Source organism: Thiomonas arsenitoxydans, assembly GCF_000253115.1.
GTDB lineage: Bacteria > Pseudomonadota > Gammaproteobacteria > Burkholderiales > Burkholderiaceae_C > Thiomonas > Thiomonas arsenitoxydans.
The window spans coordinates 3637915-3664011 of sequence record NC_014145.1 but is presented as its reverse complement, the minus strand read 5'-3'; the positions used below and the strand labels follow the sequence as shown (position 1 = coordinate 3664011).

General features: G+C 66.2%; 20 protein-coding genes. 9 read left to right on the top strand and 11 right to left on the bottom strand.

From position 1 onward, the window contains the following. Positions 1–9: 9 nt before the first annotated feature. Together THI_RS17305 and THI_RS17300 are read right to left on the bottom strand one after the other, a co-directional pair. Positions 10–1431, bottom strand: coding sequence for a circularly permuted type 2 ATP-grasp protein (locus tag THI_RS17305; protein WP_013107540.1), 1422 nt, complete (start codon positions 1429–1431; stop codon positions 10–12). Positions 1432–1503: 72 nt separating this feature from the next. Next, entirely contained in the window at positions 1504–4038 is a 2535-nt protein-coding gene (locus THI_RS17300) for a DNA internalization-related competence protein ComEC/Rec2 (protein ID WP_231836264.1), read from the bottom strand. Between the two features lie 209 nt (positions 4039–4247). On the opposite strand from THI_RS17300, the gene THI_RS17295 reads away from it, so the two are divergent. From THI_RS17295 to THI_RS17265, 7 genes are all read left to right on the top strand, one after another. Further along, a complete protein-coding gene (locus THI_RS17295; RefSeq protein WP_013107538.1) occupies positions 4248–4835 on the top strand; it encodes an MliC family protein in 588 nt (195 codons plus the stop codon). A gap of 223 nt (positions 4836–5058) precedes the next feature. Then, entirely contained in the window at positions 5059–6681 is a 1623-nt protein-coding gene (locus THI_RS17290) for a hypothetical protein (protein WP_013107537.1), read from the top strand. Between the two features lie 245 nt (positions 6682–6926). Beyond that, entirely contained in the window at positions 6927–10553 is a 3627-nt protein-coding gene (locus THI_RS17285; protein ID WP_013107536.1) for an indolepyruvate ferredoxin oxidoreductase family protein, read from the top strand. Between the two features lie 147 nt (positions 10554–10700). Then, complete coding sequence (gene ypfJ / locus THI_RS17280; protein WP_013107535.1) at positions 10701–11570, top strand: KPN_02809 family neutral zinc metallopeptidase; 870 nt, start codon at positions 10701–10703, stop codon at positions 11568–11570. 3 nt (positions 11571–11573) lie between these two features. Then, entirely contained in the window at positions 11574–11906 is a 333-nt protein-coding gene (locus THI_RS17275) for a hypothetical protein (RefSeq protein ID WP_013107534.1), read from the top strand. Between the two features lie 245 nt (positions 11907–12151). After that, positions 12152–13405 carry a cytochrome c gene (locus tag THI_RS17270; protein ID WP_013107533.1) on the top strand — a complete coding sequence of 418 codons (1254 nt, stop codon included), beginning with the start codon at positions 12152–12154 and terminating at the stop codon, positions 13403–13405. 59 nt (positions 13406–13464) lie between these two features. Next, on the top strand, positions 13465–14649 hold the full coding sequence (locus tag THI_RS17265; RefSeq protein ID WP_013107532.1) for a multidrug effflux MFS transporter: 1185 nt from the start codon (positions 13465–13467) through the stop codon (positions 14647–14649). A 12-nt stretch (positions 14650–14661) separates the two neighbouring features. Here the strand turns inward: THI_RS17265 and THI_RS17260 are convergent, their stop codons facing one another. The 4 genes from THI_RS17260 to THI_RS17245 all read right to left on the bottom strand — a co-directional run bounded on the left by THI_RS17260 (position 14662) and on the right by THI_RS17245 (position 19710). Continuing rightward, positions 14662–15249: a CBS domain-containing protein gene (locus THI_RS17260; protein WP_013107531.1), complete on the bottom strand. Its 588-nt coding sequence runs from the start codon at positions 15247–15249 to the stop codon at positions 14662–14664. Between the two features lie 156 nt (positions 15250–15405). Further along, complete coding sequence (locus tag THI_RS17255) at positions 15406–17679, bottom strand: primosomal protein N' (RefSeq protein WP_013107530.1); 2274 nt, start codon at positions 17677–17679, stop codon at positions 15406–15408. 394 nt (positions 17680–18073) lie between these two features. Further along, complete coding sequence (gene hemE / locus THI_RS17250; RefSeq protein ID WP_013107529.1) at positions 18074–19168, bottom strand: uroporphyrinogen decarboxylase; 1095 nt, start codon at positions 19166–19168, stop codon at positions 18074–18076. Between the two features lie 155 nt (positions 19169–19323). Then, positions 19324–19710 (bottom strand): CZB domain-containing protein, encoded by a 387-nt coding sequence (locus THI_RS17245; RefSeq protein ID WP_013107528.1) that lies wholly within the window; start codon positions 19708–19710, stop codon positions 19324–19326. Positions 19711–19903: 193 nt separating this feature from the next. On the opposite strand from THI_RS17245, the gene THI_RS17240 reads away from it, so the two are divergent. Beyond that, the gene (locus THI_RS17240) at positions 19904–20083 is read left to right on the top strand and encodes a hypothetical protein (RefSeq protein WP_013107527.1); all 180 of its coding nucleotides are present in this window, start codon (positions 19904–19906) and stop codon (positions 20081–20083) included. Positions 20084–20109: 26 nt separating this feature from the next. Here THI_RS17240 and THI_RS17235 read toward each other — a convergent pair whose 3' ends face one another. Further along, positions 20110–20865, bottom strand: a complete 756-nt coding sequence (locus THI_RS17235; protein ID WP_013107526.1) for a sulfite exporter TauE/SafE family protein — start codon at positions 20863–20865, stop codon at positions 20110–20112. 121 nt (positions 20866–20986) lie between these two features. Between THI_RS17235 and THI_RS17230 the strand changes: the two genes are divergently transcribed. Further along, on the top strand, positions 20987–21907 hold the full coding sequence (locus THI_RS17230; RefSeq protein WP_013107525.1) for a DUF808 domain-containing protein: 921 nt from the start codon (positions 20987–20989) through the stop codon (positions 21905–21907). Positions 21908–21937: 30 nt separating this feature from the next. Here the strand turns inward: THI_RS17230 and THI_RS17225 are convergent, their stop codons facing one another. The 4 genes from THI_RS17225 to apaG all read right to left on the bottom strand — a co-directional run bounded on the left by THI_RS17225 (position 21938) and on the right by apaG (position 26036). Beyond that, positions 21938–22174: an HP1242/YdcH family protein gene (locus tag THI_RS17225; RefSeq protein WP_013107524.1), complete on the bottom strand. Its 237-nt coding sequence runs from the start codon at positions 22172–22174 to the stop codon at positions 21938–21940. A 96-nt stretch (positions 22175–22270) separates the two neighbouring features. Beyond that, a complete protein-coding gene (gene mltA / locus THI_RS17220; protein WP_231836261.1) occupies positions 22271–23536 on the bottom strand; it encodes a murein transglycosylase A in 1266 nt (421 codons plus the stop codon). Between the two features lie 2 nt (positions 23537–23538). Beyond that, the gene (locus tag THI_RS17215) at positions 23539–25662 is read right to left on the bottom strand and encodes a transporter-like protein TlpB (RefSeq protein WP_013107522.1); all 2124 of its coding nucleotides are present in this window, start codon (positions 25660–25662) and stop codon (positions 23539–23541) included. Further along, positions 25662–26036, bottom strand: coding sequence for a Co2+/Mg2+ efflux facilitator ApaG/CorD (apaG, locus tag THI_RS17210; protein WP_013107521.1), 375 nt, complete (start codon positions 26034–26036; stop codon positions 25662–25664). Before apaG ends, THI_RS17215 begins: the two co-directional genes overlap by 1 nt. Positions 26037–26097: the final 61 nt, after the last annotated feature.

Sequence of the window (26097 nt, the reverse complement as noted above, 5' to 3'; positions counted from 1 at the left end):
AGGGGCGGGCTACTTTTCGAGCACCCAGGTGTCTTTGGTGCCGCCGCCCTGCGAGGAGTTGACGACCAGCGAGCCTTCGCCCAGCGCCACCCGGGTGAGTCCGCCGGGCACGATGGACACCGTCTTGCCCGACAGCACGAAGGGCCGTAGATCGAGGTGGCGCGGCGCAATGCCCGACTCGACGTAGGTGGGGCAGGTGGACAGCGCCAGCGTGGGCTGGGCGATGTAGTGCTCGGGATGCGCCTTGATCTTTTCGGCGAAGGCGGCGATCTCGGCTTGGGTGGAGGCCGGGCCGACCAGCATGCCATAGCCCCCGGCGCCGTGCACCTCTTTGACCACCAGATCGGGCAGGTGCTCCAGCGCATAGGCCAGGCTGTCGGGCTCGCGGCACATGCGGGTGGGCACGTTGTGCAGCAGCGGGGTTTCGCCCAGGTAGAACTCGATCATGCGCGGCACATAGGGGTAGATGGACTTGTCGTCGGCCACCCCGGTGCCGATGGCGTTGGCCAGGTTGACGTTGCCCGCGCGGTAGGCTCGCATCAGCCCGGCGCAGCCGATAGCAGATTCGGCGCGGAACACCTCTGGGTCGAGAAAGTCGTCGTCAATGCGGCGGTAGATCACGTCCACCCGCTGCGGCCCCTGGGTGGTGCGCATATAGACGAAGTCGTCCTTGACGAACAGGTCTTGCCCTTCCACCAGTTCCACCCCCATCTGCTGGGCGACAAAGGCGTGCTCAAAATAGGCCGAGTTGTACATGCCCGGCGTGAGCACCACCACCGTGGGCTCGCTCACATTGGGCGGGGCGACGGCGCGCAGTTTCTCCAGCAGCATGTCCGGGTAATGCGCCACAGGCGCGATGCTGTGGCGGGCGAACAGTTCGGGGAACAGCCGCATCATCATGCGGCGGTTTTCGAGCATATAGCTCACGCCGGAGGGCACGCGCAGGTTGTCTTCGAGCACGAAGTATTCGCCCTCGCCCTGCGCGTTTTCGGCGCGCACGATGTCGATGCCGGCGATCTGCGCATAGACGTGGTGCGGCAGGTCGATGCCCATCATCTCGGGGCGGAACTGGGCGTTGCCGAACACCTGCTCCTGCGGCACGATGCCGGCCTTGAGGATTTCCTGGTCGTGATAGACGTCGTGGAGGAAGCGGTTGAGCGCGGTGACGCGCTGCTTCAGCCCGGCTTCGAGGTGCTTCCATTCCGCCGCGGGAATGATGCGCGGAATCAGGTCGAACGGAATGAGCCGCTCGGTGCCTGCCTCGTCGCCATACACCGCGAAAGTGATGCCCACGCGGCGAAAGATCAGCTCGGCCTCCTCGCGCTTGGCGCTGATGGTGTCGGGCGGCTGCTGCGCCAGCCAGTGAGCGTATTGGGCGTAGTGGGGGCGCACACCGCCGTCTGCGGGGGTCATTTCGTCGTAGAAGCGCATCGTCGTCTCTCGATTGGGCTGTGCAGCAGATTTAGCAAGATACAGGCCAGACAGGTCGGGTGGTGTGAAACTTCAGCGAGAAACCTCGGCAGGCTTCACATTTGCGCTCCAGTAATTCAGTTTCGCAACACGCCAGGCGATGAAGGTGTCGGGCGCGCTGTCGCGCCACAGCAGCGCACCCTGCTGGTCGGTGCGCCAGACGGCGATGCCGCGCTCGGCGTAGCGCGCTAGCACGGCGGGGTGGGGGTGGCCGTGCGGATTGCGGTAGCCCGCCTGCACCACGGCGGCGCGCGGCATCACCGTGTCGAGCAGGGCCTCGCTCGACGAGGTCTTGCTGCCGTGATGCGGCGCCAGCAGCACGTCGGCATAGGGCAGCAGATCGGCGCGCTGCAGGGCGCGCTCCTGCGGCTGATCGACGTCGCCGGTGAGCAGCACCGAGGCACCGCGCGCGGCCACATGCAGCACGCAGGAGCGGGCGTTGTCGCTGTTCGGTGCGTCGCCGGGCCGGGGGCTGACGATGCGGAAGTCCACGCCGTCCCAGACCCAGTGCTGACCGGCGGCGCAGGGCTGGCGCTGCTGCAGGCCGTAGCGGGCGGCGGCGTCCGGCGGGGCCGAAGTGAGCAGATCGGCCTCGGGGTGGGCGCGGGCGAGGGTGGCTGCGCCGCCCGCGTGATCGCTGTCGTCGTGACTCACCACCACGCGGTCGAGATGGCGCACGCCCAGGCTGTGCAGCAGCGGCAGCAGCACGCGGCCACCGGCGTCCACGCCCGGCGCCTGTCGCGGCCCGGTGTCGTACAGCAGGGTGTGTCGCGCGGTGCGCACCACTACCGCCATGCCCTGTCCGACATCGGCAAACCACACCTCCATCGCCCCGGTCTCGGGCGCCGTGCCAGGGTTGCTTGCCAGTGGCAGGAGCAGCAACAGACCGGGCGCGCGCAGCCGCCAGTTCCACGGCAGCGCCAGCGCCAGCACGCCGAGCGCGGCCAGCGCCAGCGTGAGGCCGTCGGGCGCGGCGGCGTGCCACTGCGCCAGCGGCCAGTCGGCCATTTGGTGCAGCACCGCGTCCAGACCCTGCTGCACCCAGGCCCCGAGCCGCCACGCCCAGCCGTCCAGCGGCGCGGGCAGCAGCAGGCCGCCGACCGCCAGCGGCGCAACCACCAGGGTGACCACGGGAATCGCCAGAGCATTGGCCAGCGGCGAGAGCACCGCGATCTGCTGAAAGAACAACAGCGTGAGCGGCAGCAGGGCGATGGTGGCCACCCACTGCGAGTGCGCGGCGCGGCGCAGCGCCTGAGCGCCGCGCTGCAGCCGACCGGCGGGCGCGGCTTCGCCGGGGCCGCAGGCCAGCGCGGCGGTTTCCGGGTGCCTGCGGTTGCCCGCAACGAACAGCATGCCCACCGCCACGAAAGACAGCCAGAACCCGGCCTGCCGCACCGCCCACGGATCCCATAGCAGCACGGCGGTCAGCGCCAGCGCTATCACGTCGCGCCAGTCGGCGCGCAGCCCCCGCTGGCGCAGCAACAGCACCACCGCGAGCATCAGCAGGGTGCGCTGCGCCGGCACGCCCCAGCCCGCGATGAACGCGTAGGCGGTGGCGGTCAGCAGCGCGCCCCAGGCGGCCACGGTGGGGGCGGGAACGGTCAGCGTCCAGGGATGACGCAGCCGGGCGCTCTGCCGCCACAAACCGCCCACGAGACCCAGGGCCAGCCAGGCCAGCAGGGTGATGTGCAGTCCGGAAATGCTCATCAGATGCGCGACGCCGGTGATGCGGTAAGTCGCCCAGTCTTGCGCGGAGATCGCGCTTTGATCGCCCAGAGCCAGCGCGATGACGGTGTCGGCGGCGGGGACGGAGTGATCGCTCCTCCCCCACGCCGTGGGGGAGGTTGGGAGGGGGTGAGGCGCGTTCTGCCCTTGCAGCGCGGTCATCATGCGCTGGCGCAGGTGGTCGCGCAGTTGCGCGATCCAGTCGGCAGGCGCGCGGCGAAGGCCGAGAAGCCGCGGGGGCGCGCCCATGCGGCTCACGGTTCCGGTGGCGCCGATTCCCTCGCGGAACAGCGTCAACTCGGTGTCGTTGCCGCCCGGATTGGCCAGGCCATGCGGGCGCTTGAGGCGCACCGAAAACTGCCATTCCTGGCCGGGATGCACGCGCGGCGGAGCTTCAGCGGGGCCGGTACCGCTGTGCCGCGCATACCAGCTCAGCGACACCTTGCTCGGCACTCCGGCTGGGGCGGGCGGGGTGATCGTGAGGACGAAGCGCGTGGCATCGGGGTAGAGCACCGGCAGCCCGGTCACCACGCCGCGCACCTGGATGATCTGGCTTTCGAGCGCCGGATCGAGGCGGTCGGCCAGCAGCGCAGTGGCGCGCCAGCCCGTCAGCCCGAAAGCGAGCGCAAAGCCGCCGCTGGCAAGCAGAAGTTCAAGGGCGATGCGTTGCCGCTTTTGCTTTTTGTTCGCCAAGCCGCCGTAGCGGCCCTGCCACAGCAGCAGCGCCGCAGTCAGTCCGATGCCTGCGGTGGCCATCACGCCGTAAATCGGCTGCGGCCAAAGCGCGGCCTGCGCGGTCTGCAGCGCACAGCCCAGCAGGACGGCAAGGGCAAAAGTCGGCAAGTCGGGTTCCTTCAGGCCGCAGGCAGGTGGTTGATGGCGGGCGTCCCGGCGCTTTCTCGACAGGGCGTCTGGGCGCATCATAAAAAGCGGGCAGCGCGACGCGGGAGTTTCGTCGCTTTTACAAGTCTCTACAGTTGCGCGCCGTCACACGGGCAAGCGGCTTGTGTTTGTATGGTTCAATTTCTGCAACAGATTTCGGGAGTCTCTGCATGAATCGGCAAAAACACACTTTTGTTCTGCGCTTGAGCGCTGTCGGCGCTGCGACACTTGCGGCCCTCGGTGCGCTGACCCTGGCGGGATGCGCCACGCCGGTCAACCTCAACCAGCCCGTTCCGGTGCAGCAACTCAATCCGCCAACGCCGCGCGTCACGGTGCCGCCGTCGACCTACGCCCCCGTCACTCCGCAAGCGCCCCAGAGCGAAGCCCAGCCGCTGGCCCCTGCCGCGCCCATCACCGTGCAGCCCCTGGGGCCTGCCGGGGTGACCCCGGCCGCAAGCGCGCCCGCTGCGCCGCAGTTCGCGCCCGCGCCTGAAGTTTCGATGCCGCAGCCCAGTGCACCCGCCCTGCCGCCGGGCGCCGTGCGCTTCAACTGCCAGGACGGCAGCTCTTTCATCGCCACCTTCGGCGATGTGTCGGTCAGCCTGCAAACCGCACTGGGCAATCTCACCCTGGATCAGACCGTCTCCGCCGACGGCGCCCGCTATCGCAACAGCGCTTTCCAGGTGTGGTTCAAAGGCCGCCAGGCCACGGTGACCAACTTCCTGCAGAACACCAACACGGTGTGTCAGCAGCAGTGATTTGTTTCTTTGGTAGCGACTATTACATCTGGATATAGACGACAGCCCCATGCACCCCCTAAATTGGGGGGAAAGTGCCTTTTTGTGGGGCGAATAGCGTGAAGATTTCACACCCTCCCGGGCAGACTTGTTTCCGCGTTCGTACGGTATAGGTCATGGCGCTTGTTTGTCACGGGTCTGCGTTTGCTTTTGTCGAGCGCGGCCAAGTTCCAGGAGTCGTTTTATGCAGCAATCCCGTCGTCGTTTCATTCAGAAGTCTCTCTTTTCCCTGCCCGCGCTGGGCTCACTGGCGGCTTGTGGCGGCGGAGGGGGCGCGGGTGCCAGCAGTGGCTCGACATCCCAGGTTGCGGGAAATCAGACGGCCCCCGTAACGGGCAGCCAAGGAACAGCGTCGAACTCGGTCACCCCTGCGGCCACCTCTACGCCGGTTACCGTGCCGCCGGGCACCGACCTGTCCAAAGGGCTCACCCAGTACGGCAAGTCACCCGTGCCTTACAGCGCTTTGTCGAAACCCGCGAAAGGGGCCACCGTCACCGATCCCGACTTCGGCGCCAAGATCATCCGCATCACCGATTGCGTGGGCGATTTCAACAATCTGTGTGTCGCCCCGGCCTACCCCACGGCGATGGCCTGGAATTGCGATGAAACCCGCTTCATCCTTTACGTGCCCGGTTCGACGGCCCAAAACGGCGGGCAGCAAGGCTGGGCGATGTATGACGGCACGACCTACGCCTTCATCAAGTTCCTCGACATCAATCCGGGTGACGTGGAACAGTTCTACTGGGATCACGCCGACCCGGCCACGCTGCGCTATATCGACAACCATTCGTCGGGCAGCACCAACCTGGCCGACCTCACGGCGATCAATGTGGAGACGGGCGTCAAGACCATCATCCACAGCTTCCTCCCGAACGGCTTGCCGCCGGGTTGCCCTTCCGGCACGCAAGGGGTGCGCTGCGGCTACCCGTTTGCGCTGGGGGTGAATGCGCAGGGGCAGCGCATTTGGGGTCTGGGCGCATTTGGCTCCAACGTCCCCAATGTGTCTGGCGAGCTGGGCATGTGGGTGTTCGGTTTCAACGAGGCGACGGGGGCGTTCACCCTTTATGACACCAGCGTCGTGCCGCAGCCGCAGGCGCGGGGATCGACGCCGTTCCCGTCGGTGTCAGGCAAGTTTTTCATCTGGAATGCCGCGGTTGGACTCGAATCGCAGCCGACAACGCAAAGCGCCGTACTGGACGCCTCGACCGGCAAGCTGGTGCGCTGGGTGAATTTCGACACCAACGAGCACTGCGACACCGCGATGGACGCCAGCGGCAACGATCTGCTGGTGGGCTCGCAGTTCTCGCGCAACACCGGCGGCAACGGCAATGTGATTGTTTGCAACCTCAACACCGGAGCGGTGAGTAACGATGTGGGCGAGAGTAGCGGCTGGGGCTATCCCACGACGGGCAGCCTCAGCGGTTCGACCGCCTGGAAAAATCCGTCTTGGGTCGTCACCGGCATGACGGGCAACATCTACAGCACGGGCAGCAATGGGGTGGCCTCGCCCGGCAGCAGCGGCAACAGCGGCCCGACCGCCAATCCCTGCACCATCCTCGACCAAGAGCTGATGATCACCAACCTGACGAGCGGAGTCACCTGGCGCATTGCCCACCACCGCAGCACGGGCAACTACAGCAACGCCTCGCAGAGCAACTACTGGGCGCAGCCGAACGTGACCTTCAGCACCAGCGGTACGCGCATTCTGTTCAACAGCGACTGGGGCGATGGCGATCCGAGCAATCCGGTAGTCAACCCCAATGCGGCGGTGGACACCTACGTGCTCATTCTGCCGTCCTACGCCTGACCGCGCGCAAGGCTTGCGCGCGCAAGTCCGCAAGCCCAAAGCGCCTATCGCTTCTCCCCCTGTTCACTCCTTCGCAGCCGCACTAGCATGGCTTTGTCGGCATAAGGCTGACTGCCGTTCACAAGACGGCGTGCGGGCCGTGCCAAGACATGGCACCGCAATTGCCCGGCCAGCCTGATCGGCGGCCGATTGGTGACCCACAGGCGCGGCCTTTGAGCGGTGCGCGCCACACAAGGAGACAGGCGATGAACGCTCCCCTACCCGAGCACATCCGTCGTGCGCTGGCGACCATTTCGCTGGACGACAAATACACCCTCGATTCCGGCCGCGCCTTCATGAGCGGCATTCAGGCGCTGGTGCGTCTGCCCATGTTGCAGCGGCAGCGCGATGCTGCAGTCGGGCTCAACACCGCGGGCTTTGTCTCGGGCTATCGCGGCTCGCCGCTGGGCGGCTACGACCAAGCGCTGTGGAAGGCCAAAAAAATCCTCGAAGCCAACCACGTGGTGTTCAAGCCCGGGGTGAATGAGGAGCTGGCGGCCACCGCCGTCTGGGGTACGCAGCAGCTCGATCTGTTTCCCGACAAAAACAAATTCGACGGGGTGTTCGGCATCTGGTACGGCAAGGGCCCCGGCGTGGATCGCTGCTCGGATGTGTTCAAGCACGCCAACAGCGCGGGCACCGCGCGTCACGGCGGGGTGATCGCCGTGGCGGGCGATGACCATGTGGCCAAATCATCGACGCTCGCGCACCAGAGCGACCATATCTTCAAGGCGTGCGGGCTGCCGGTGTTCTTTCCCACCTCGGTGCAGGACATTCTCGATCTGGGCGTGCACGCCTTTGCCCTGAGCCGCTATGCCGGCGTCTGGTCGGGCATGAAGACCATCCAGGAAATCGTGGAGTCTTCGGCCACGGTCGATGTGGACGCCGACCGCGTGCGCATCCTGCTGCCCGAAGACTTTGCCCTGCCGCCGGACGGCGTGCACATCCGCATCCCCGACACGCCGCTGGCTCAGGAGGCACGGCTGATGGATGTGAAGTGGTACGCGGCGCTGGCCTATATCCGCGCCAATCGCTTGAACCACACCGTCATCGACAGCCCGCACGCGCGGCTGGGCATCATGGCCTCGGGCAAGGCCTATAACGATACCCGTCAAGCCCTGAACGATCTCGGGCTGGATGCTGACACCTGCGCGCAGCTCGGCATCCGCCTGCACAAGGTCGCCGTGGTCTGGCCGCTCGAGGCGCAGCTCACCCGCGAATTCGCCACCGGGTTGCAGGAGATTCTGGTGGTGGAAGAAAAGCGCCAGGTCATCGAGTATCAGCTCAAGGAAGAGCTCTACAACTGGCGCGAAGACGTGCGGCCCAACGTCATCGGCAAGTTCGACGAAATCGCGGGAGACCGCACCGGCGGCGAATGGAGCCAGCCCAATCCCGGCGGCAACTGGCTGTTGCCCGCCAAGGCCGACCTCAATCCGGCGATCATCGCCCGGGCCATTGCCGCGCGGCTGGAGCGGCTGGGCATCCTGCGCGACGCCGGGGTGGATGTGCAGCGCCGCATCAGCGAACGGCTGGCGGTGATCGACGCGCGCGAGCGCACCCTGCAGGCGCCGGGCGCCAGTGCCCAGCGTCCGCCCTGGTTCTGCTCGGGCTGCCCGCACAACACCTCTACCCGCGTGCCCGAAGGCTCGCGCGGCATGGCCGGTATCGGCTGCCACTACATGGTGGTGTGGATGGACCGTGCCACGCAAACCTTCAGCCAGATGGGCGGCGAGGGCGTGGCTTGGGTCGGCCAAGCGCCGTTCACCACCGACGAGCATGTGTTCGTCAATCTGGGCGACGGCACCTATTACCACTCGGGGCTGCTCGCCATTCGCCAGGCCATCTCCGCCGGGGTGAATGCCACCTACAAGATTCTGTTCAACGACGCCGTGGCGATGACGGGCGGGCAGCCGGTGGAGGGAGGCCTGACCGTACCGCAAATCAGCCGCGAGCTCGAGGCAGAAGGCGTGCGCCGCATCGTGGTGGTCACCGACGAACCGCAAAAGTACGACAACGCCGTCGGCTTGGCCAGCGGGGCGACGGTGCGCCACCGCGACGATCTCGATGCCATTCAGCGCGAGTTGCGCGAAGAGGCTGGCATCACCGTCATCATCTACGACCAGACCTGCGCCACCGAAAAGCGCCGCCGCCGCAAACGCGGGCTGATGGTCGATCCGGCGCGGCGCGTGGTCATCAATCCGCTGGTTTGCGAAGGTTGCGGCGACTGCTCCGATCAGAGCAACTGCCTGTCGGTCGAGCCGCTGGAAACCGAATTCGGCCGCAAGCGCACCATCAACCAGAGCAGCTGCAACAAAGACTTTTCCTGCCTCAAGGGCTTTTGCCCCAGCTTCGTCACGGTGGAAGGCGGCGCGCTGCGCAAACCCAAGCCGCAGCCGGGAGCCGATCTGTCTTCCATGCCCGAACTGCCTCAGCCCGAGGTGCCCGACCCGGTGCGCGACGATGTGGCGGGCGGCGGCAGCTACGGCATCGTCGTCGCCGGTGTCGGCGGCACCGGCGTTATCACCATCGGCCAGTTGCTCGGCATGGCCGCGCATATCGAGGGCAAGGGCGTGGTCACGCAGGACGCCGCCGGGCTGGCGCAAAAAGGCGGCGCGACCTGGAGCCATGTGCTGATCGCGAATGACCCGCAGCAGATCGTCACCACCCGCGTCGGCACGGCCGAGGCCGAGCTGATTCTCGGCTGCGACCCTATCGTCACCGCCGACCGCGAAACCCTGGCGCGCGTGCGCGAAGGCCGCACCCACATCGCGCTCGACACCCACAGCACGCCCACCGCGGCCTTCGTTCACAACCCCGATTGGCAGTTTCCCGACGCTGCCTGCCACAAGACCATTGAACAGGCTGCTGGCACCGACCATGTGGCGGGGTTCGACTGTGTGCGCGCCGCCGAGAAGTTGCTGGGCGACGCCATTTACGCCAACCCCATGCTGCTGGGCTTCGCCTGGCAGAAGGGCTGGGTGCCGCTGAGCCATGCCGCGCTGATGCGCGCCATCGAGCTCAACGCGGTGCAGGTCGAGAAGAACAAGGCGGCGTTCGAGTGGGGCCGCCATGCGGCGCACGATCCGCAGGGCATCGCCGCGCTGAGTGCTGCAGAGCAAGTCATTCAACTGGTCAAGCGTCCCAGCCTGGACGAAATCATTCAGCGCCGGGTGGAGTTCCTCACCGGCTACCAGAATGCTGCCTACGCCCGGCAGTACGCCGACTTCGTTTCGCAGGTGCGCGCCGCCGAAGCGCCGCTCAAGTCCACTGCGCTGACGGAGGCCGTGGCGCGCCATCTGTTCAAGCTCATGGCCTACAAAGACGAGTACGAAGTCGCCCGGCTGCAGTCCGACCCGGCGTTTGCCAAACAACTGCAAGAGCAGTTCGAAGGCCATTTCAAGCGCCATTACTACCTCGCGCCGCCGCTGTGGAGCAAGCGCAATGCCAAGGGCGAGCTGATCAAGCGCGAGTTCGGCCCTTGGATGGGCGTGGCTTTCAGGCTGCTCGCGCCGCTCAAGGTGCTGCGCGGCACCGCGCTCGACCCCTTCGGCCATACGGCAGAGCGCAAGCAGGAGCGCGCCCTGATCGGTCAATACCGCGAAACGATCGCCGAATTGCTGCGCGGCCTCAACGCCAACAGCCCGCCCGAGCGCCTGCAGCTCGCCACGCAGATCGCCCGTCTGCCCGACGGCATCCGCGGCTACGGCCACATCAAGCAGCGCTATCTGGCGCAAGTGCTGCCGCAGTGGGAGGCGCTGATGCGCAAGTGGCGGCAAGTGACGGCGGGCGCCTCGTCTCCAGACTCCCAGGCCGTGCCAGAGACCGTGGCTTGATGTAGGTGCCATCCTTCCGGGCGGGTTCGTTGAAACGGCATAATTCGCGCCATTCGAGTGCCCCCGGGGTCGGCTTGCCGACCCGCCCCCCATGGGGGTCAAGGAAACTTGGGGCGGCCCGGCGTTTCCTTGAAGGGGAGGGGCATCATGCTCTGGAAAAATGGCAGACGCAGTGACAACGTCGAAGATCAGCGGGCTTCCGGGCCTCGGCCCAGCGGGCGGGGCGGGCTTGTGGGCGGCGGCATTGGCACCATCGTGCTGGCGCTGGTGGCGCTGTATTTCGGGGTCGCCCCGAGTGTGGTGCTCAATCAGGTGGCGCAGCAGCAGACGCAGCAATCCACACAGCAAGCCCCTGCCGCGCTGACCGCCAAGGATCAGCAGGACAAGGAGTTTCTCTCCGTGGTGCTGGCCGATACCGAAGACACCTGGGGCGCGCTGTTCCAGCAGGCGGGGCGGCAGTATGTCGATCCCAAGCTGGTGCTGTTTTCCGGCGCGGTGCAGTCGGCCTGCGGCTACGCGCAGGCAGCCACCGGGCCGTTCTACTGCCCGGCGGACCAGAAGCTGTATCTCGATATCCAGTTTTTCCGGGAGTTGCAGCAGCGCCTTGGCGCGAAGGGCGACTTCGCCGAGGCGTATGTGATCGCGCATGAAGTCGGCCACCATGTGCAGAACCTGCTGGGCGTGGAGAGCAAGGTGCGCGACGCCATGCAGCGCAGCAGCCCCGCTCGCGCCAACGCCCTGCTGGTGCGGCTGGAGCTGCAGGCCGATTGCTACGCCGGGGTCTGGGCCTATCACGCGCAGAACGAGCGCAAGGTGCTGGAGCCGGGCGATGTGGAAGAGGCCATCAACGCGGCCGAGGCCGTGGGCGACGACCGACTGCAAAAGCAGGCGCAGGGCTATGTGGTGCCCGATTCGTTCACCCACGGCACCTCGGCGCAACGCGCGCGCTGGTTCCAGACCGGTTTCGCCAGCGGGCGGCCGCAGGTCTGCGATACCTTCAACGCCTCTCAGCTCTGAGCCATGCCCGTAACCTGGATGACGGCCATCAGTGCCGCTTTGCCCTACATCGAATCGGTGGCGAAGCTTGCGTTGCCGGTGTTCAAGCAACGCAAGTCAGACAAAGAGGCGGCCGATTCGCAGCAAAAACAGATCGAGGAATTGCAGACGGCCGTGACCTACAACGCCGAACACGTGCGGGCGCTCGCACAGCAACTGCAAACCACGGTCACCGCGCTGGAGCAGGCTGGCCTGCAACTCGCCGAGGCGCAGCGCAAACAGCAGCGCTGGGCCGCACTGGCGCTGGGCCTGGGTGCCGTGGCTTTGGTGCTGGCCCTCGCAGCGTTGCTGCGCTGAAGCGACGCGGTTGGCTGCGGTCGTCGAAGAGTTTCTATTTGCCGTGCGGGTGGAATGCAGGGATTTGCACCCGGCCCTGCAGCAGGTCAACCCGTCCGCCCGCCTGCCTGTCGCCGGGCGCGGGTTGCGACACCGTGTCGCAGTCCTTTGGCCTGCATCAACCCTGAAGGCCGCCACGCCCCGTAACCTGATTACAGATTGTTGCGCTGCAAACTCTTTCATCGCAGCGCTGAAAAGGAACGGGTATGAACAAGAAGACGGGATGGCGTGTCATGCTGGCCGGGCTGCTGGCCGCGCAATGCGGTTTGGCGGTGGCGGCCCAATTTTCCGACCAGGAGGTGCAGCGTGGCGCGTATCTGGCCCGCGCGGGCGATTGCGTGGCCTGCCATACGGCGCCGGGCGGCAAGCCCTTTGTCGGCGGCCTGAAGATGGTCATGCCCATGGGCGCGATCTATTCCTCCAACATCACCCCGGATAAGACGCACGGCATCGGCAACTACAGCTTCGAACAGTTCGACCGCGCGGTGCGCCATGGTGTGGCGCCGGGCGGCAAATACCTCTACCCGGCCATGCCGTATCCGTCGTATGCGCGCGTCACGCCGCAGGACATGCGCGCGCTGTATGCCTATTTCATGCAAGGCGTGGCGCCAAACCCCACGCCCAACCGCAAACCCGACATGGTGTGGCCGATGACCATCCGCTGGCCGCTGGCGATCTGGAACTGGCTGTTCGTGCGCGACACGGTGTTCAAACCCGATCCCAAGCAGGGCGCGCAGTGGAACCGCGGCGCGTATCTGGTCGAAGGGCTGGGGCATTGCGGCGCCTGCCATACGCCGCGCGGGCTGTTCTTCCAGGAAAAAGCGCTGAGCGCCAACGGGCCGGGCGGCCATCTCTACCTCACCGGCGGTACGGTGGAGCACTGGTATGCCAGCAATCTGCGCAGCGCCTGTCTGCAGAAAACCCTCAGCGCGCAGGACTTCGCGCTGTTGCTGCAAACGGGTAGCGCCCAGAATTACACCGTGGCGGGCGGCATGACCGAGGTCATCCATCACAGCACCCAGCACCTCGACCATGAGGATCTGCTCGCCATGGGCGTTTATCTCAAATCGCTGCCCTCCGAGACCAGCGCGCAGGTGGCGGGCACCCAGCCCGACCCCGCTGCGGTGCAGCGCGGCAAGGCGCTGTATGACCAGCATTGCGTGGCTTGCCATCAACCCAACGGCCAGGGCGTGCCCGCTGCCTTTCCCAGCCTGGTGGCCAATCCCTCTGTGCAGTGCATCAACCCGACCAACGCCATCCACGTCATTCTGGCCGGGGCGAGCACCGCGGTGACGGCATCAGCCCCCGCGCCGATGGTCATGCCGCCGTTTGGCGCGCAACTCAGCGATCAGCAGATCGCCGATCTGGTGACCTACATCCGCACTAGCTGGGGCAACGCTGCCGAGCCGGTCTCGGCCGAGCAGGTCAAAGAGTTGCGGCTCGCCATCGCCTCGCACTGATCGCAACGGGCCAGGGTCAGTCGCAGTGGCAGCGTGGCAGCGCTGCGACAATGCGCTGCATGGCCCGATCCGGCGCGCTGCAGCGCATTCTCACCCTGGGGGCGCTCACCGCCTTCGCCCCCATGTCCATCGACATGTACCTGCCGGGCTTCACCGCCCTGCAGCATGATCTGCACACCACGCCCGAGGCGGTACAGCGCACGCTGGTGGTGTTTTTTGTCGGACTGGCGCTGGGTCAGGCATTCTGGGGGCCGGTGTCCGACCGCTATGGCCGCAAGCGGCCGCTGCTCATCGGCATCGCGCTTTACGTTCTGGCCTCGCTGGGCTGCGCCATGGCCGCCTCGATGGATGCCTTGATGCTGTGGCGACTCTTGCAGGCACTGGGCGGCTGTGCGGGCATCGTGATTGCCCGCAGCATGGTGCGCGATCTTTACGCCCCGGTTGACGCGGCGCGGGTGTTCTCGCGGCTGACCCTGGTGCTGGGCGCTGCCCCCATTCTGGCGCCGCTGGCGGGTGCGGCCCTCGTGCAGGCCTGGGGCTGGCGGGCGATTTTTCTGGTGCTTTCGGCCTTCGGCGTGGCCTGTCTGCTGGCCGCGCTGGCGTTGCCAGAGTCGCTGGCGCCGGGCTTGCGCAGCAGCGCCCAGCAGCACCCGGTGCGCAATGCCCTGCGCACTTATTTCGCTCTGTTGCGCGATCGGCGCTTCATCGGCTTTGCCCTCAGCGGGGCGCTGGGGCAGTCGGCCATGTTTGCCTACATCGCCGCAGCGCCGTTCGTGTTCATGCAGGTATTCGGGCTGAGTTCGGCGCAATTCGCCTGGGTGTTCGGCGCCAATGCCCTGGGCCTGATTGCCGCGTCGCAGATCAATCATGCGCTGCTGGCTCGCGTGGGAAGCGGCGTGCTGTTGCACAAGGCCTTGCTCAGTCTGACGGTCTGGGCGAGCGTGATGTTGGCGCTTGCCGTGCTCAAGGTGGGCGGTTTATGGGGCGTGGCCATTCCCCTGTTCATCGCCCTGTCCAGCCTGGGTTTTTCGTTTCCCAACGCCACGGCGCTGGCGCTGGCGCATCAGACGGGCCGCGTGGGCAGTGCGGCGGCCCTGATGGGCAGCCTTCAGTTCACATTGGCGGCGGCCAGCGGCTCGGCCGTGGGCATGATCGCCGCCCACAGCGCCTTGCCGATGGCCGCCGTGTTCTGTGCGTTTGCAGGCTTGGCCTTGTGGGCGAACCAGCGCCTCGCGCCGCGTTGACGCAGGCCTTGTTCAGAGCGCGGCGATCGCCTGCTCCAGTTCGGCAAAGCTCTGCATCTGGCCGCTGGCCTGCAGTTCGATCCCCAGTTGCCGACCGATGCGCACCGCCGAGAAAATGCCGCGCACCACGGGTTTGCCGTCGGCTTCCAGTACCAGCGCATGCTGACGGCCGGAGTGACGCAGGGTGAGCACGATTTCAGCCACGGTAGAGCGCAGCACTTCGGCGTAATCGAGCACTTCGATGTGCTGCTGCGGCACCATGCATTGCGCCACGGTGACCGCGTCGCGCGGAATCTGGTTTTCGGTGGCGGCGCGTACCGGCTTTTCGCCCATCAGGTCGCGCGCGGTGATCAGGCCGACGACGTGCCGCGCGGAGTTGGTGACCAGCAGCAGACGCACCCCGGCGTGCATCATCTTTTGCAGCGCTTGGTTGGCGGGCGCGTCGGCTTCGGTGGTGAAGGCCGGGGTGTGGCGCAGGTCGGTCATCACATCGGTGGCCGGAGAGTCAGGGGTGACGCTGCCGGGGCGGCCGTGGTCGAACTCGATCACGGGTGTGCCTGCGGGAAGGGGGTGATGATGCAGAGGGCGTTGAGTGGACATGAGGGTTCTCTCCCAGAAAAGGACCAGCGTTTGCTGCACTGCAATACGCTTTCGATGCACTCAATTTAGTCCGTGCTGCGCCGGGCTGTTGTATCGAAATGTCGAATCCGCCGCCGAATGCGACAAATGCGCGATTTCATCCGCCAATGCGGGCGTTCAGAAATCGAGCGGGTCGACATCGACTGCCCAGCGCACCCGAGAGCGCAGGGCGGTGAGCTCGGCGCGCCACTGCGAAAGCAGATTCTGCAACGCGCCGCGATGGCTGCCTTCGATCAGCATCTGCAGGCGGTGCACGTCGGCCATGCGGGCGAGCGTGGCGGGAATGGGGGGATAGACGGTCACGCCCAGCGTCTCGCCCAAGGGCGCGGCGAGTTGCTGCGCCTGTGCCAGAAACTCGACCACGGCGTCGATATTCCGGTGTTCCGCGCGCAGCAAAGCCTGATAGGAAAACGGCGGCATGCCGCCGCGCTCGCGCTCGATGAGTTCGGCCTGCGCAAAACCGGGATAGTCGTGTGCCACCAGCGCGCGGTACAGCGGATGTTCGGGGTAGGCGGTCTGCACCAGCATCTCGGGGGTGGAGGCGGGGGTATCGCCCTGGGGCGGCAAGGCGCGGCCCGCCCGCCCGGCCGCCTGCATGAGTTGGGCGAACAGACGCTCGGGGCCGCGCGGATCGTGGGTGAACAGCCCGGCATCGGGGTTGAGTGCGGCGACCAGGGTGACTTTTTGGAAGTCGTGGCCCTTGGTCACCATTTGCGTGCCCACCAGAATGTCCACTTCACCGGCGTGGACGCTGTCGAAACGGCTTGCCGCCGCGCCTTTGCGGCGCGTGCTGTCGGCGTCGATGCGGGCGATGCGGGCCTCGGGATACTTTTCGGCCAGCGCCTCTTCCACCCGCTGCGTGCCCTTGCCCACGGGCTGCAGATCGAGGCTGCCGCAGCCCGGACAGGCGCGCGGCACGGCGGCCTGGTAGCCGCAGTGGTGACAGCGCAGGGTGCGGTCGGTGCGGTGAAACACCAGATGCGCGTCGCAGTGCGGGCAGTCCGACATCCAGCCGCAATCGGGGCAGCTCAACACCGGGGCATAGCCGCGGCGGTTGAGAAACAGCAGGCTTTGCTCGCCGCGCGCGAGCCGCTGGCGCAGCGCGGCGTCGAGTGTCTGGCCGATCAGCGTGCCGCTGGCGCGCAGCGTCGGGTCGCGCCGGGTGTCGGCGATGTGCACGCGGGGCAGTACCCCGGTGGCGCGCTGTTTCAAGGTGAGCAACTGGTAGCGCCCGGTCTGCGCGGCCCGCCAGCTTTCCAGCGAGGGTGTTGCCGAGCCAAGCACGACGGCAATGCCGAGTTGCTGCGCTCGCCATAGCGCCAGGTCGCGGGCGGAATAGCGCGCGCCTTCCTGCTGTTTGTAGGACGGGTCGTGCTCTTCGTCGACCACGATGAGCCGCAACGTCGGCAGCGAAGCCAGCACCGCCAGCCGGGTGCCGAGCACGATGCGCGCCGCGCCGCTGTGGGCCGCCAGCCAGTGTCGCAGCCGCTGCCCTTCCGACAGGCCGCTGTGCAAAACGGCGAGGTGCTCTGCGCCGAAGCGTTGCTCGAAACGGCCCACCAGTTGCGGCGTGAGATTGATTTCGGGCGTCAGCACCAACACCTGCGCTTCGGGCTCGCGCTGCAACACCTGCGCCGCGGCGTGTAGATAAACCTCGGTCTTGCCACTGCCGGTCACGCCAAACAAGAGGAAGGGCGAAAAGCCCGAGCTGGCGGCGATGGCCTCCACCGCTTGCGCTTGCTCCGGGTGCAGCGTGGGGGCAGCGGCCGATGCCGCCAGGTTCGACGAGACGGGGGCGGCTGCGGTGGCTTCCACCCAGCCCGAGCCCTCCCAGTCGGCCAGCACCTTGACGGCGTGTGGATGCAAGCGCCGTGCCTCGGTCAGGCTGAGGCACGGCAGCGTCGAGGCAGCAGGAGTTTCCCCCGCTTCAGCGACGCCGAGTGCGCGCGCCAGCCGCCAGAGCGCCACGCTGCGCGGCGCAATCTGGCCGGGCAAGGCCGACAGGCCCGCTGCGGTGCAGCGATAGCTCGTGTTCGAAGATTGAGGTGGCGCGGCCGTTCCCTCGCCGGGTTTGCGATTGCGCAACTGGACGGGCAGGGCCGCGCCGATGACTTCACCCAGCGCGCGCTGGTAATACCGCGCGACGAACTGCATCAAGTCCAGCCAGGCGGGGGCCAGCGGGGTGAGGGCGGTGTGCGCTGCGGCAATGGGTCGCAGCGCGGCGAGACGGGTTGCGTCCGGCTGCGGTACCAGCGCCATCACCACCCCGCTGACGGTCTGGCGTCCCAGAGGAACGCGTACCAGCGTGCCCGGCGCCAGCGGCGCCTGAGCGCTGTAATCGAGTGGCGGCAGGCCCGGCGCGTCAACGGCAACCTGGAGAACGACGGACATGAGTAGTGCGCAGCGGGTTGAGGTCGGCGTTCGAAACGGGCGCTAAGTCGGCGTCAGATCAGGAGTTATTCTGGATCAAAACAGGGTGTGGATAACTCTGTGTATCAATACCGTGAGCCAGGACGGCAGCCTTGTGGATAAGCCTGTGCAGAAAAATTTACCGAATTGTGAAATATCGAAAAAATCAAGATAAATCAAAGAATTAAGCGAGAAGATCTAAAGCTAAATCTGTGATCAACTTGCTGCGGTGCAAGCTGACCAAAAATGTGCATAAGCCGATTTGTCAAGCTTGACAAATCAGAATTTCCCTTGCAGCGCGGGGTATCGCCGGGCAGCGATAAAGGGGCGCGCCGGGGAGCTGGCCGCGAGCCTGAACGCAGCCAGCTTCACCCGTTCAGGACGCGCTGCGATGCAAGGCCCGGCTATGGGTGTGCACCGCTTCGACCAGCGCGGACACATGCTCGGGCGGGGTGAATTGCGAAATGCCGTGTCCCAGATTGAACACATGGCCTGCGCCCGCGCCGACCGGGCCGAAACTGTGCAGCAGCCGTTGCACTTCTTTTTCGATGGCGGCGGGCGGGGCGAACAGTACGTTGGGGTCGAGATTGCCTTGCAGCGCCACGCGCTGGCCCACAAGGGCGCGGGCCTTGGCGAGCGAAGTCGTCCAGTCGAGCCCGAGCGCGTCGGCGCCGGTGTCGGCCATGGCTTCGAGCCACTGGCCGCCGCCCTTGGTAAACAGAATCACGGGCACGTCGGCCAGGGACGCCTTCTGTTTGAGCGCGGCGATGACCTGCTGGCTGTAGGCGAGTGAAAATTCTTGAAAAGCGCCGTCGGCCAGCACACCGCCCCAGCTATCGAAAATCATCACGGCTTGCGCGCCGGCGTCGATCTGCGCGGCCAGATACTGCGCCACCGCCTCGGCGTTGACCGCGAGAATGCGGTGCATCAGATCGGGGCGGGAATACAGCATCGTCTTGACGGTGCGGTAGTCGTCGCTGCCGCCGCCTTCGACCATGTAGCAAGCCAGCGTCCAGGGGCTGCCGGAAAAACCGATCAGCGGCACGCGCTGAGTGCCGTTCTGCACCAGCGCGCGGCGGATTTCGCTGACGGCGTCGAACACGTAGCGCAGCTTGTCCATGTCGGGAACGGCGAGCGCGGCCACATCGGCCTCGGAGCGCAGCGGGCGATCGAATTTCGGGCCTTCGCCCGCCTCGAAGCGCAGGCCCAGACCCATGGCGTCTGGCACGGTAAGAATGTCGGAAAACAGAATGGCCGCGTCCAGCGCGTAGCGGTCGAGCGGCTGGAGCGTCACCTCGGTGGCGAAGTGCGGGTTTTGCGCCAGGCCGAGAAAACTCCCGGCGCGGGCGCGTGTGGCGTTGTATTCCGGCAGATAGCGCCCGGCCTGGCGCATGAGCCACAGCGGGGTGTAGTCGGTGGGCTGGCGGCGCAGGGCGCGCAGGAAGGTGTCGTTGGCAATGGGTGCGGTCATGAACGGTATTGTCGCAAACTGCAGGTGCAGCCCGGCGCGCGTTTTGCTCTGGATGTTTCAACCCGGATGCTCTGTGGGGACAAGGGATGACGGCGCGGGTGCGCCTGTAGCGTTTGTCATCAGGGTCGCCACAGGCCGGGGTGGATCATCCGGGTTCAATCCATGCCGAATTCCCTGCGTTTGAGATAAAGCTCGCCCAAGGTGCCGATGACTTGATTGGAAATGCGGGCGTACTCGCCTCCGCCTTGCAATTGCTGCAGCGCCTCTTGTCGTTGATTGGCCAAAGCCTGGCGGGCGACATCGGCGGCCACGCGATGAAATGCGGCGTGTTCTTCGAACAGCCGTGTGAACAAGCGCTGCGTGTCGGTACTCAGCGCCGGACGGCTTTCGAGAATGCGATAGAGCCACTTGCCCAGATCGCAGCGGTTGTCCAGCGCGATGGTGTCCGGGTCGAGCGTGGAGCAAGCGCCGCTGACACAATCGTGCAACCGCTTCTTCCACGCTTTGTGGGCGTTTGTCGCCGAAAAAAAGTTCAGTTCCATACGGGCTGGGTTGACGATAGTTGGGCAGGTGGCCCAAATATAGTTTTCAGGATGAAACTTTACAATTCGGCGATGCGCCTTGGGCTGAGGGGCATCAAGATTCGGAAGGCGAGGGGCCAAGTTTCCACCCAAGCGATGCCTTTCAGCATCGCCCTACGATAGGCTGCACCTCTTTATCAACCCGGGAGGAACTGTGCAACAAGAACCCAAACACGGACCCCGCTTCTGGTTGGGCAACGGCATTCTGGCGCTGGCCGCGGTGTTTCTGCTGTTCATCGACCAGGCGGCGCAATGGATGGGCACGGGGGCGGTCGCGCTCTGGATGGGGCTGGTCGCTGTGGGCGTCTATCTCATCGTCAAAGACGGGCGATGAGAGGCCGGGATGAGAGGCCCAGGAATTCAGCGAAAGAACAGCGCGCTCATCACCAGACCGATCAGCACGATGCTCCAGCGCATCACCTCGCGCGGAATTCGCCGGGCGACGCGCGCACCCACATAGCCGCCTACCAGCACGGCGGGCAGCATGACCGCCACCCAGCGCCACTGCACAGTGCCAGCGGCGGCGTAGATGCCCACGGCGAACAGGGTGAGCACGGCGGAGATGGCGTTTTTCAGCGCGTTCATGCGGTTGAGATGGGTCTCGCCGATCAGGGTGAGCATCGCCAGCAGCAGCACGCCGAGGCCGCCGTTGAAGTAGCCGCCGTACACGCTGACCACGAACAGGCCGACCAGCGCCTGCAGCCGCGGCGCATGCTGCTCGGGATGGCGGCCGATGCGGCGCAACAAGGTCGGCCCGAAGGCGAACAAGGCGGTGGCGAACAGCAGCAACCACGGCACCAGCGCCCGAAATGCGTGATTGCTCGTGGTGATCAACAGCCCGGCGCCGATGCCCCCGCCCACCAGGCAGGTCAGCATCAGCGCGGTCATGCCGACCGAGCGCGGCGGGCCGAGGTCTTCGCGGAAGCCCCAGGTGCTGGCCAAGTAGCCGGGCAACAGGGCCGTGGTGCCGGTGGCGTTGGCGGCAACGGGCGCAATCCCGGCATAGATCAATGCGGGCAGGGTGAGGAAGCTACCACCCCCGGCCGCGGCGTTGAGCGCGGCCCCAAAAAAAGCGGCCAGCGCGACCAGCGCCAAAGTGAAACCGTCGTTGAACATGAGCTTGATGCGAAAAAGCGTCAAGCATACGCAGAACGCCAGCGCTGCGCCCGGCAGGCCTGCGGTTTGTCGTCCAATGCCGCTTTCACGCTTTCAATTGGTAACACGACCCCCTACTGCAATGGCAACCAGTCTGCTCGCTCTTTTAGATGACATCACCACCGTGCTGGATGACGTCGCGCTGCTCACCAAACTCTCGGCCAAAAAAACCGCGGGCGTGCTGGGCGACGATCTGGCGCTCAACGCCCAGCAGGTCACCGGGGTGCAGAGCAACCGCGAAATTCCCGTGGTGCTGGCCGTGGCCAAGGGCTCGCTGATCAACAAATCGATTCTGGTACCGCTGGCGCTGGCGATCAGCGCCTTTGCGTCCTGGGCGATTACCCCTTTGTTGATGGTGGGCGGGGCGTATCTGTGCTTTGAGGGCGCGGAAAAGCTGGCGCACAAGCTCTTCCACAGCCCATCAGAAGAAGAAGCCCATCACGAGGATTTGACCCAGGCGCTGACCCATCCGGAGGTCGATCTGCTGGCGCTGGAGCGCGACAAGGTGAAGGGCGCGGTGCGCACCGACTTCGTGCTTTCCGCCGAAATCATCGCCATCACGCTCGGTGCGGTGGCTGGTGCGAGCTTCACCACGCAGGTGGCCGTACTGGTCGGTATTTCGGTGCTGATGACCGTGGGCGTTTATGGCCTGGTTGCGGGCATTGTGAAGCTGGACGACGCCGGGCTCTACCTGAACCGTCAGGCGTCTGCCGCGGCGCAGGCGCTGGGGCGTGGCCTATTGGCTGCGGCGCCCTGGCTGATGAAGGGGCTGAGCGTAGTGGGCACTGTCGCGATGTTTCTGGTGGGCGGCGGCATCATCAGCCACGGCTGGCCCTGGCTGCATCACGCCAGCGAGGCCGTGGTGCATCAGTCGGGTGCGGCGCTGGGCTGGTTGAGCCCGCTGTTGTTCGATGCCGCGGTGGGCATCGCCACCGGCATCGGAGTGCTTGGCGTGTGGACGCTCGGGCAGAAACTTCGGGGGCGCGGCGCGGCGGCACATTGAGCCGCGCCGGTGCGCATACCGACAAAGTATTTAGGCAGCCAGCAGTGCAACGATCTGGTCCTTGAGCTGCAAACGCTCTTTTTTCAGCGTTTCCAGGTGCAGGTCATCGGCGGCGTGCACGCCTTCTTCAATCTGCACCACTTCCTTGTTGAGTTCTTCGTAGCGTTGGGCCAGCTTTTGGAAGTGGGCGTTGTCCGCTTTCAGCGCGTGGATCTTGTCGGCCTGGGCGGGAAATTCGTGGGTCAAATCGTGCGGGTCTAGTGTCATGGGGACGTCCTCCTGTGTTGTTGAGCAAGGCTTAACCATAGGACGGTTCGCGCGGACATGCCACCGCTGCGCGCAAGCTGCCCGTTGCAGGGCCGTTCAGGGATTGACCGGCAGCAACGCCCACATGCGCCCGGGCCACTGCATGCGGCCTGCGAGTTCGCCGGCCGCATCGCCGGTGCCGGTGAACAAGTCGGCGCGCACAGCGCCCGTGATGGCCGAGCCCACATCCTGCGCGAACACCAGCCGGTTGAGCGGCTGCGGCGCGGGCGCGCGGCTGTCGTAAGGCTGCGCGGTGGACAACCACACCGGCAGGCCCAGCGCGATGGCGCGCTTGTCCACCGCGATGCTGCGCATGGCCGTGAGGGGCACGCCCAGGGCACCGATGGGGCCGCGCTGCGGGTCGGTGTCGAGCGCGGCGTTGAAAAACACCACGCGCGGGTTGGCGGCCAGCATTTCGGGCACTTCAGCAGGGTGCATCTGCGCCCAGGCGCGGATGATGGACATGGTGATCGTGCCGTTCACCCGCCCGGTGTCGAGCAGCCAGCGGCCGACCGATTTGTAGGGCCAGCCGTTGGTGCCGGCGTAGCTCAGCCGCAAGGTCTGGCCGCTGGGCAGACGCACGAGGCCGGAGCCTTGTACCTGCAGGAACAGGGCGTCCACCGCGCTGTCGAGCCAGACCACGGTGTGACGATCCAGCGCGGCCTGTAGCGCGGGGTCGGACTGAATCTGCGCCCTGCTCCAGTAGGGCAGCACGCGCTGCTGCCCGTCCACCCAAGCCACCCGGCCGCCGCTGACACCATCGGCGCCCGGCGCGCGCGGCACGAGGTCGGCGGGCAGCCCCCAGACGGGCACCACATAAGGCCAGATGCGGGTGAGCGAGCCGTGCAGCACCGGCTCGTAGTAGCCGGTGATCAAGCCTTTGTCCTCTTGGTCCGGTTTGCCCGAAGCGGTGATTTGCCACGGCGCGAACTCGGCCTCGATGAACGCCCGCTGCGACTGCGGATCGTCTGCCGGCACGGACGCCGCGCGTCGGCACACCGCCGCCAGCGCGCTGGGCAGGCGTGCGCCGCAGTCGCGCCGGAAGGCCTGCCAGACGCCGCTGAAATCGTCTTGCGGCCAGCCAGGCAAATCGGCCCACTGCGCGGGTTGCAGCCGCACGCCGGGGCCGGTGAGCGCGGCGGCGGTGCCCGGCGGGGTTGCAGGCCAAGGCGCCGTCGGCGCTGAAGTGGGCGGCAGGGTCGTGGGCGAAGAAGGCGGCGGCGCGGGCGGCGTGGCGCAGGACGCCAGTACCAGCCCCAGCAGGCAGAGCAGGGCGGTGCGGACCCGGCCCATCAACCCCGGTCGGTGCGAAAACAACGTCATGCTCAGCCGTGTACGCTGGCCGCAGCGTGTCGCGGCGGCAGGATGAACGTCCAGGGCCTGCGCCACAGCCGACGGGCAATGCTGGTGTAGATGGCGCGGCGCTCTTTCACCTGAATGCCCCGGGCGCGCAAGGCCAGGCGGTAAGCCAGATAGAAACTCACGCCGACGTTGAGCACGCCGTTGACGGCAATGCCCGCCAGCGCCCACCAGAACGCCGGATCGTTCACGACCGCGGGCCCCAGGCTGGCGCACGCCGCGCCAAACAGACCCGATGACAGGGTGACGTGCCGCACTTGCAGGTCGAGGCCGAAAATGCGGAAGAACTCCGGTGTCAGTCCGAGCAGCAGGCCGAGCGACACATTGCCCGACATCACGCCGATATTGCGACGCCACCAGGCGGCCCAGCGCGCTGCGCGCAGCGCGCCCAGGCGACGCCGGATGCGCGGATTCCAGGCGATGGCGCTGTCGATCCGGTGCAGCACGAAGGCGTTTTCCGCCCAGCCTGCAATCACACTGGAGAGGAACAGCAGCACCCCGGTAAACGCGGCAAACAGCGGCGTAGGGCCGAGCAGCGACAACGATTGCAGCTCGTGCTCCGCCTTGGGCACGGGCAGAAACTGCGGCCCGAACACGGCCAGCCCACCCAGGCCAAGCAGCAGCGCCACCGGCATGACCAGCAAGACGTTGCCGAACACCCCGGCCGACTGCGAGCGCGTGAGGTTGGCGACTTCGTCAACGAATCGCTCCACCCCACCGGGTTTGGACAGCTCGCCGAGCTTGTCGGCCATGGCCGGTGCGGTCATCGCCGGTTGTTTGGTGGCGATGGTCCAGTGCAGCAATTGCACGATGACAAAGCTCACCGCGTAGTTCAGCCCGGCGAGCAGGCCGGTCCAGAACAGCGCGGTTTTCAGGCCGAGAATGCCGATCTTGATCCAGGTGGTGAACCCCATGATCAGCCCGCCGCCCATCGCCGCGCCGAGCATGGCGCGGTATTCGCGGCGGTCGCGGGTGATGTAGTGCTCGCCTGTCTCGGCGTGGCGTTCGGCCATTTTTTCTGCCAGCAGCGCGGTGTTGTGCCGCCACAGGGCGCGCAGGCTGCGGCGCTGGGCGCTCAAGCGCACGAAATTGGCGAACAGATGGGCGGTGTCGCGCGCCGGGGTGTCGCCCACCAGGCAATTGAGCAGCGCCTCGGCGCGGTCGATGCGCTGATGCAGCTGGTGCAGCACATAGACCAGGCTGACCGAAGTACCGTAGTCTTCCAGATGCGCCGTGACCGAATCGGCCTGCTGGCGACAGGCTTCCAGCCCGGCGCGAAGCAGTGTGAGCGACTGCCGCAGCGCCTCTTCGTCGCCGGAGGGCTGCCGCGCCAGCAGCGCCTGTACCGTTTCATACTGCGCGGCCAGCTGCTTGAACGGGGCTTCGACCTCGCCCGCCAGTGGGCCGCTGTTGTGCATACGCGAGCGCAGATCGGGCGAGAAGCCGGTGGCGCGGATCTGGCTGACGGTATAGGTCAGCGCATCGAGCAGGGCGGTGCGCCAGAGCTGCGCGCTGGCGGTTTTTTCGGTTTCGATCTCGCGCGTGGCCAGCAATTCGCGCAGGCGTGCGAGGGTCTCGGCATCGAGCGCTTCGAGCCAGACGGCGTCGTGCGCCTGCGGAAAAAACAGGGCGAACAGCACGGCGAGATCGCGCGTTTCGGGCGATTTGGGCAGCCATTTGTTGCCCAGCCGTTCGCTGAATTCGCTGAAAAACGAAGGCCGCTGGCTGAAGCCGAAATCGGCCAGCAGCAAGGTGGCATCGGTGTTGCGCAGCAGGCCGTTGATCACGGCGGCGATTTCGGCGCGGCGCTCGGGCAGGTGGTCGAGCACGTCCAGCAGGGTTTGCAGTCGGCGGATTTCGGCGGGCGCCGCAGTGTCTTTTCCGTCTTGCTCAGCGAGAGTCGGCGGGAGGTTCAGACCCTCTCGCAGGAGATCGGCGTCGGGGCCGCGTCGCAGCCAGTCCAGCAGTTCGATGATCCAGAGCGCTTGCTCCACGGGCTGCGCCTGTGCGCTGGCCGCGTCGAGCAGCGAATGCACCTCCGTCGCCGCGCGCGCCGCCGCCTTGCGCGCCCGTCGCTTGGCAAAAAACATCAGTGCAGACTCCGCGGCTGAACCAGCGCGAATTCGGGAATGTGCGCCTCGAAGCGCTCGCCATCTTCGGCGACACAGAAATAACTGCCGCGCATACTGCCCATCGGCGTGCTCAGTTGCGACCAGCTGGTGTATTCGAACGCTTCGCCGGGCTTGAGAAAGGGCTGCTGCCCCACCACGCCCAGGCCGCGCACTTCCTCCACTTTGCCCGCGCCGTCGGTAATGATCCAGTGGCGGGAAATGAGCTGCGCGGCCACGCGCCCGGTGTTGATCACGGTGACGGTGTAGCTGTAGGCATAAACGCCTTGCTCCGCATCCGACTTCTCGGGCAGGTATTGCGGAATCACCGAAACGGAAAATTGATAGGTCGACATGCGCCCGATTCTAGGAGTTAGCAGTGGAATGCGCGCTTGAGATGGCTTGACATTCAGGGAA

What these genes read in the sequence shown, in the direction of transcription:
- THI_RS17305 (WP_013107540.1), bottom strand. Translation starts at nt 1,431, where the DNA reads ATGCGCTTCTACGACGAAATGACCCCCGCAGACGGCGGTGTGCGCCCC.
- THI_RS17295 (WP_013107538.1), top strand. Translation starts at nt 4,248, where the DNA reads ATGAATCGGCAAAAACACACTTTTGTTCTGCGCTTGAGCGCTGTCGGC.
- THI_RS17290 (WP_013107537.1), top strand. Translation starts at nt 5,059, where the DNA reads ATGCAGCAATCCCGTCGTCGTTTCATTCAGAAGTCTCTCTTTTCCCTG.
- THI_RS17285 (WP_013107536.1), top strand. Translation starts at nt 6,927, where the DNA reads ATGAACGCTCCCCTACCCGAGCACATCCGTCGTGCGCTGGCGACCATT.
- ypfJ (WP_013107535.1), top strand. Translation starts at nt 10,701, where the DNA reads ATGCTCTGGAAAAATGGCAGACGCAGTGACAACGTCGAAGATCAGCGG.
- THI_RS17275 (WP_013107534.1), top strand. Translation starts at nt 11,574, where the DNA reads ATGCCCGTAACCTGGATGACGGCCATCAGTGCCGCTTTGCCCTACATC.
- THI_RS17270 (WP_013107533.1), top strand. Translation starts at nt 12,152, where the DNA reads ATGAACAAGAAGACGGGATGGCGTGTCATGCTGGCCGGGCTGCTGGCC.
- THI_RS17265 (WP_013107532.1), top strand. Translation starts at nt 13,465, where the DNA reads ATGGCCCGATCCGGCGCGCTGCAGCGCATTCTCACCCTGGGGGCGCTC.
- THI_RS17260 (WP_013107531.1), bottom strand. Translation starts at nt 15,249, where the DNA reads ATGTCCACTCAACGCCCTCTGCATCATCACCCCCTTCCCGCAGGCACA.
- THI_RS17255 (WP_013107530.1), bottom strand. Translation starts at nt 17,679, where the DNA reads ATGTCCGTCGTTCTCCAGGTTGCCGTTGACGCGCCGGGCCTGCCGCCA.
- hemE (WP_013107529.1), bottom strand. Translation starts at nt 19,168, where the DNA reads ATGACCGCACCCATTGCCAACGACACCTTCCTGCGCGCCCTGCGCCGC.
- THI_RS17245 (WP_013107528.1), bottom strand. Translation starts at nt 19,710, where the DNA reads ATGGAACTGAACTTTTTTTCGGCGACAAACGCCCACAAAGCGTGGAAG.
- THI_RS17235 (WP_013107526.1), bottom strand. Translation starts at nt 20,865, where the DNA reads ATGTTCAACGACGGTTTCACTTTGGCGCTGGTCGCGCTGGCCGCTTTT.
- THI_RS17230 (WP_013107525.1), top strand. Translation starts at nt 20,987, where the DNA reads ATGGCAACCAGTCTGCTCGCTCTTTTAGATGACATCACCACCGTGCTG.
- THI_RS17225 (WP_013107524.1), bottom strand. Translation starts at nt 22,174, where the DNA reads ATGACACTAGACCCGCACGATTTGACCCACGAATTTCCCGCCCAGGCC.
- mltA (WP_231836261.1), bottom strand. Translation starts at nt 23,536, where the DNA reads ATGACGTTGTTTTCGCACCGACCGGGGTTGATGGGCCGGGTCCGCACC.
- THI_RS17215 (WP_013107522.1), bottom strand. Translation starts at nt 25,662, where the DNA reads ATGTTTTTTGCCAAGCGACGGGCGCGCAAGGCGGCGGCGCGCGCGGCG.
- apaG (WP_013107521.1), bottom strand. Translation starts at nt 26,036, where the DNA reads ATGTCGACCTATCAATTTTCCGTTTCGGTGATTCCGCAATACCTGCCC.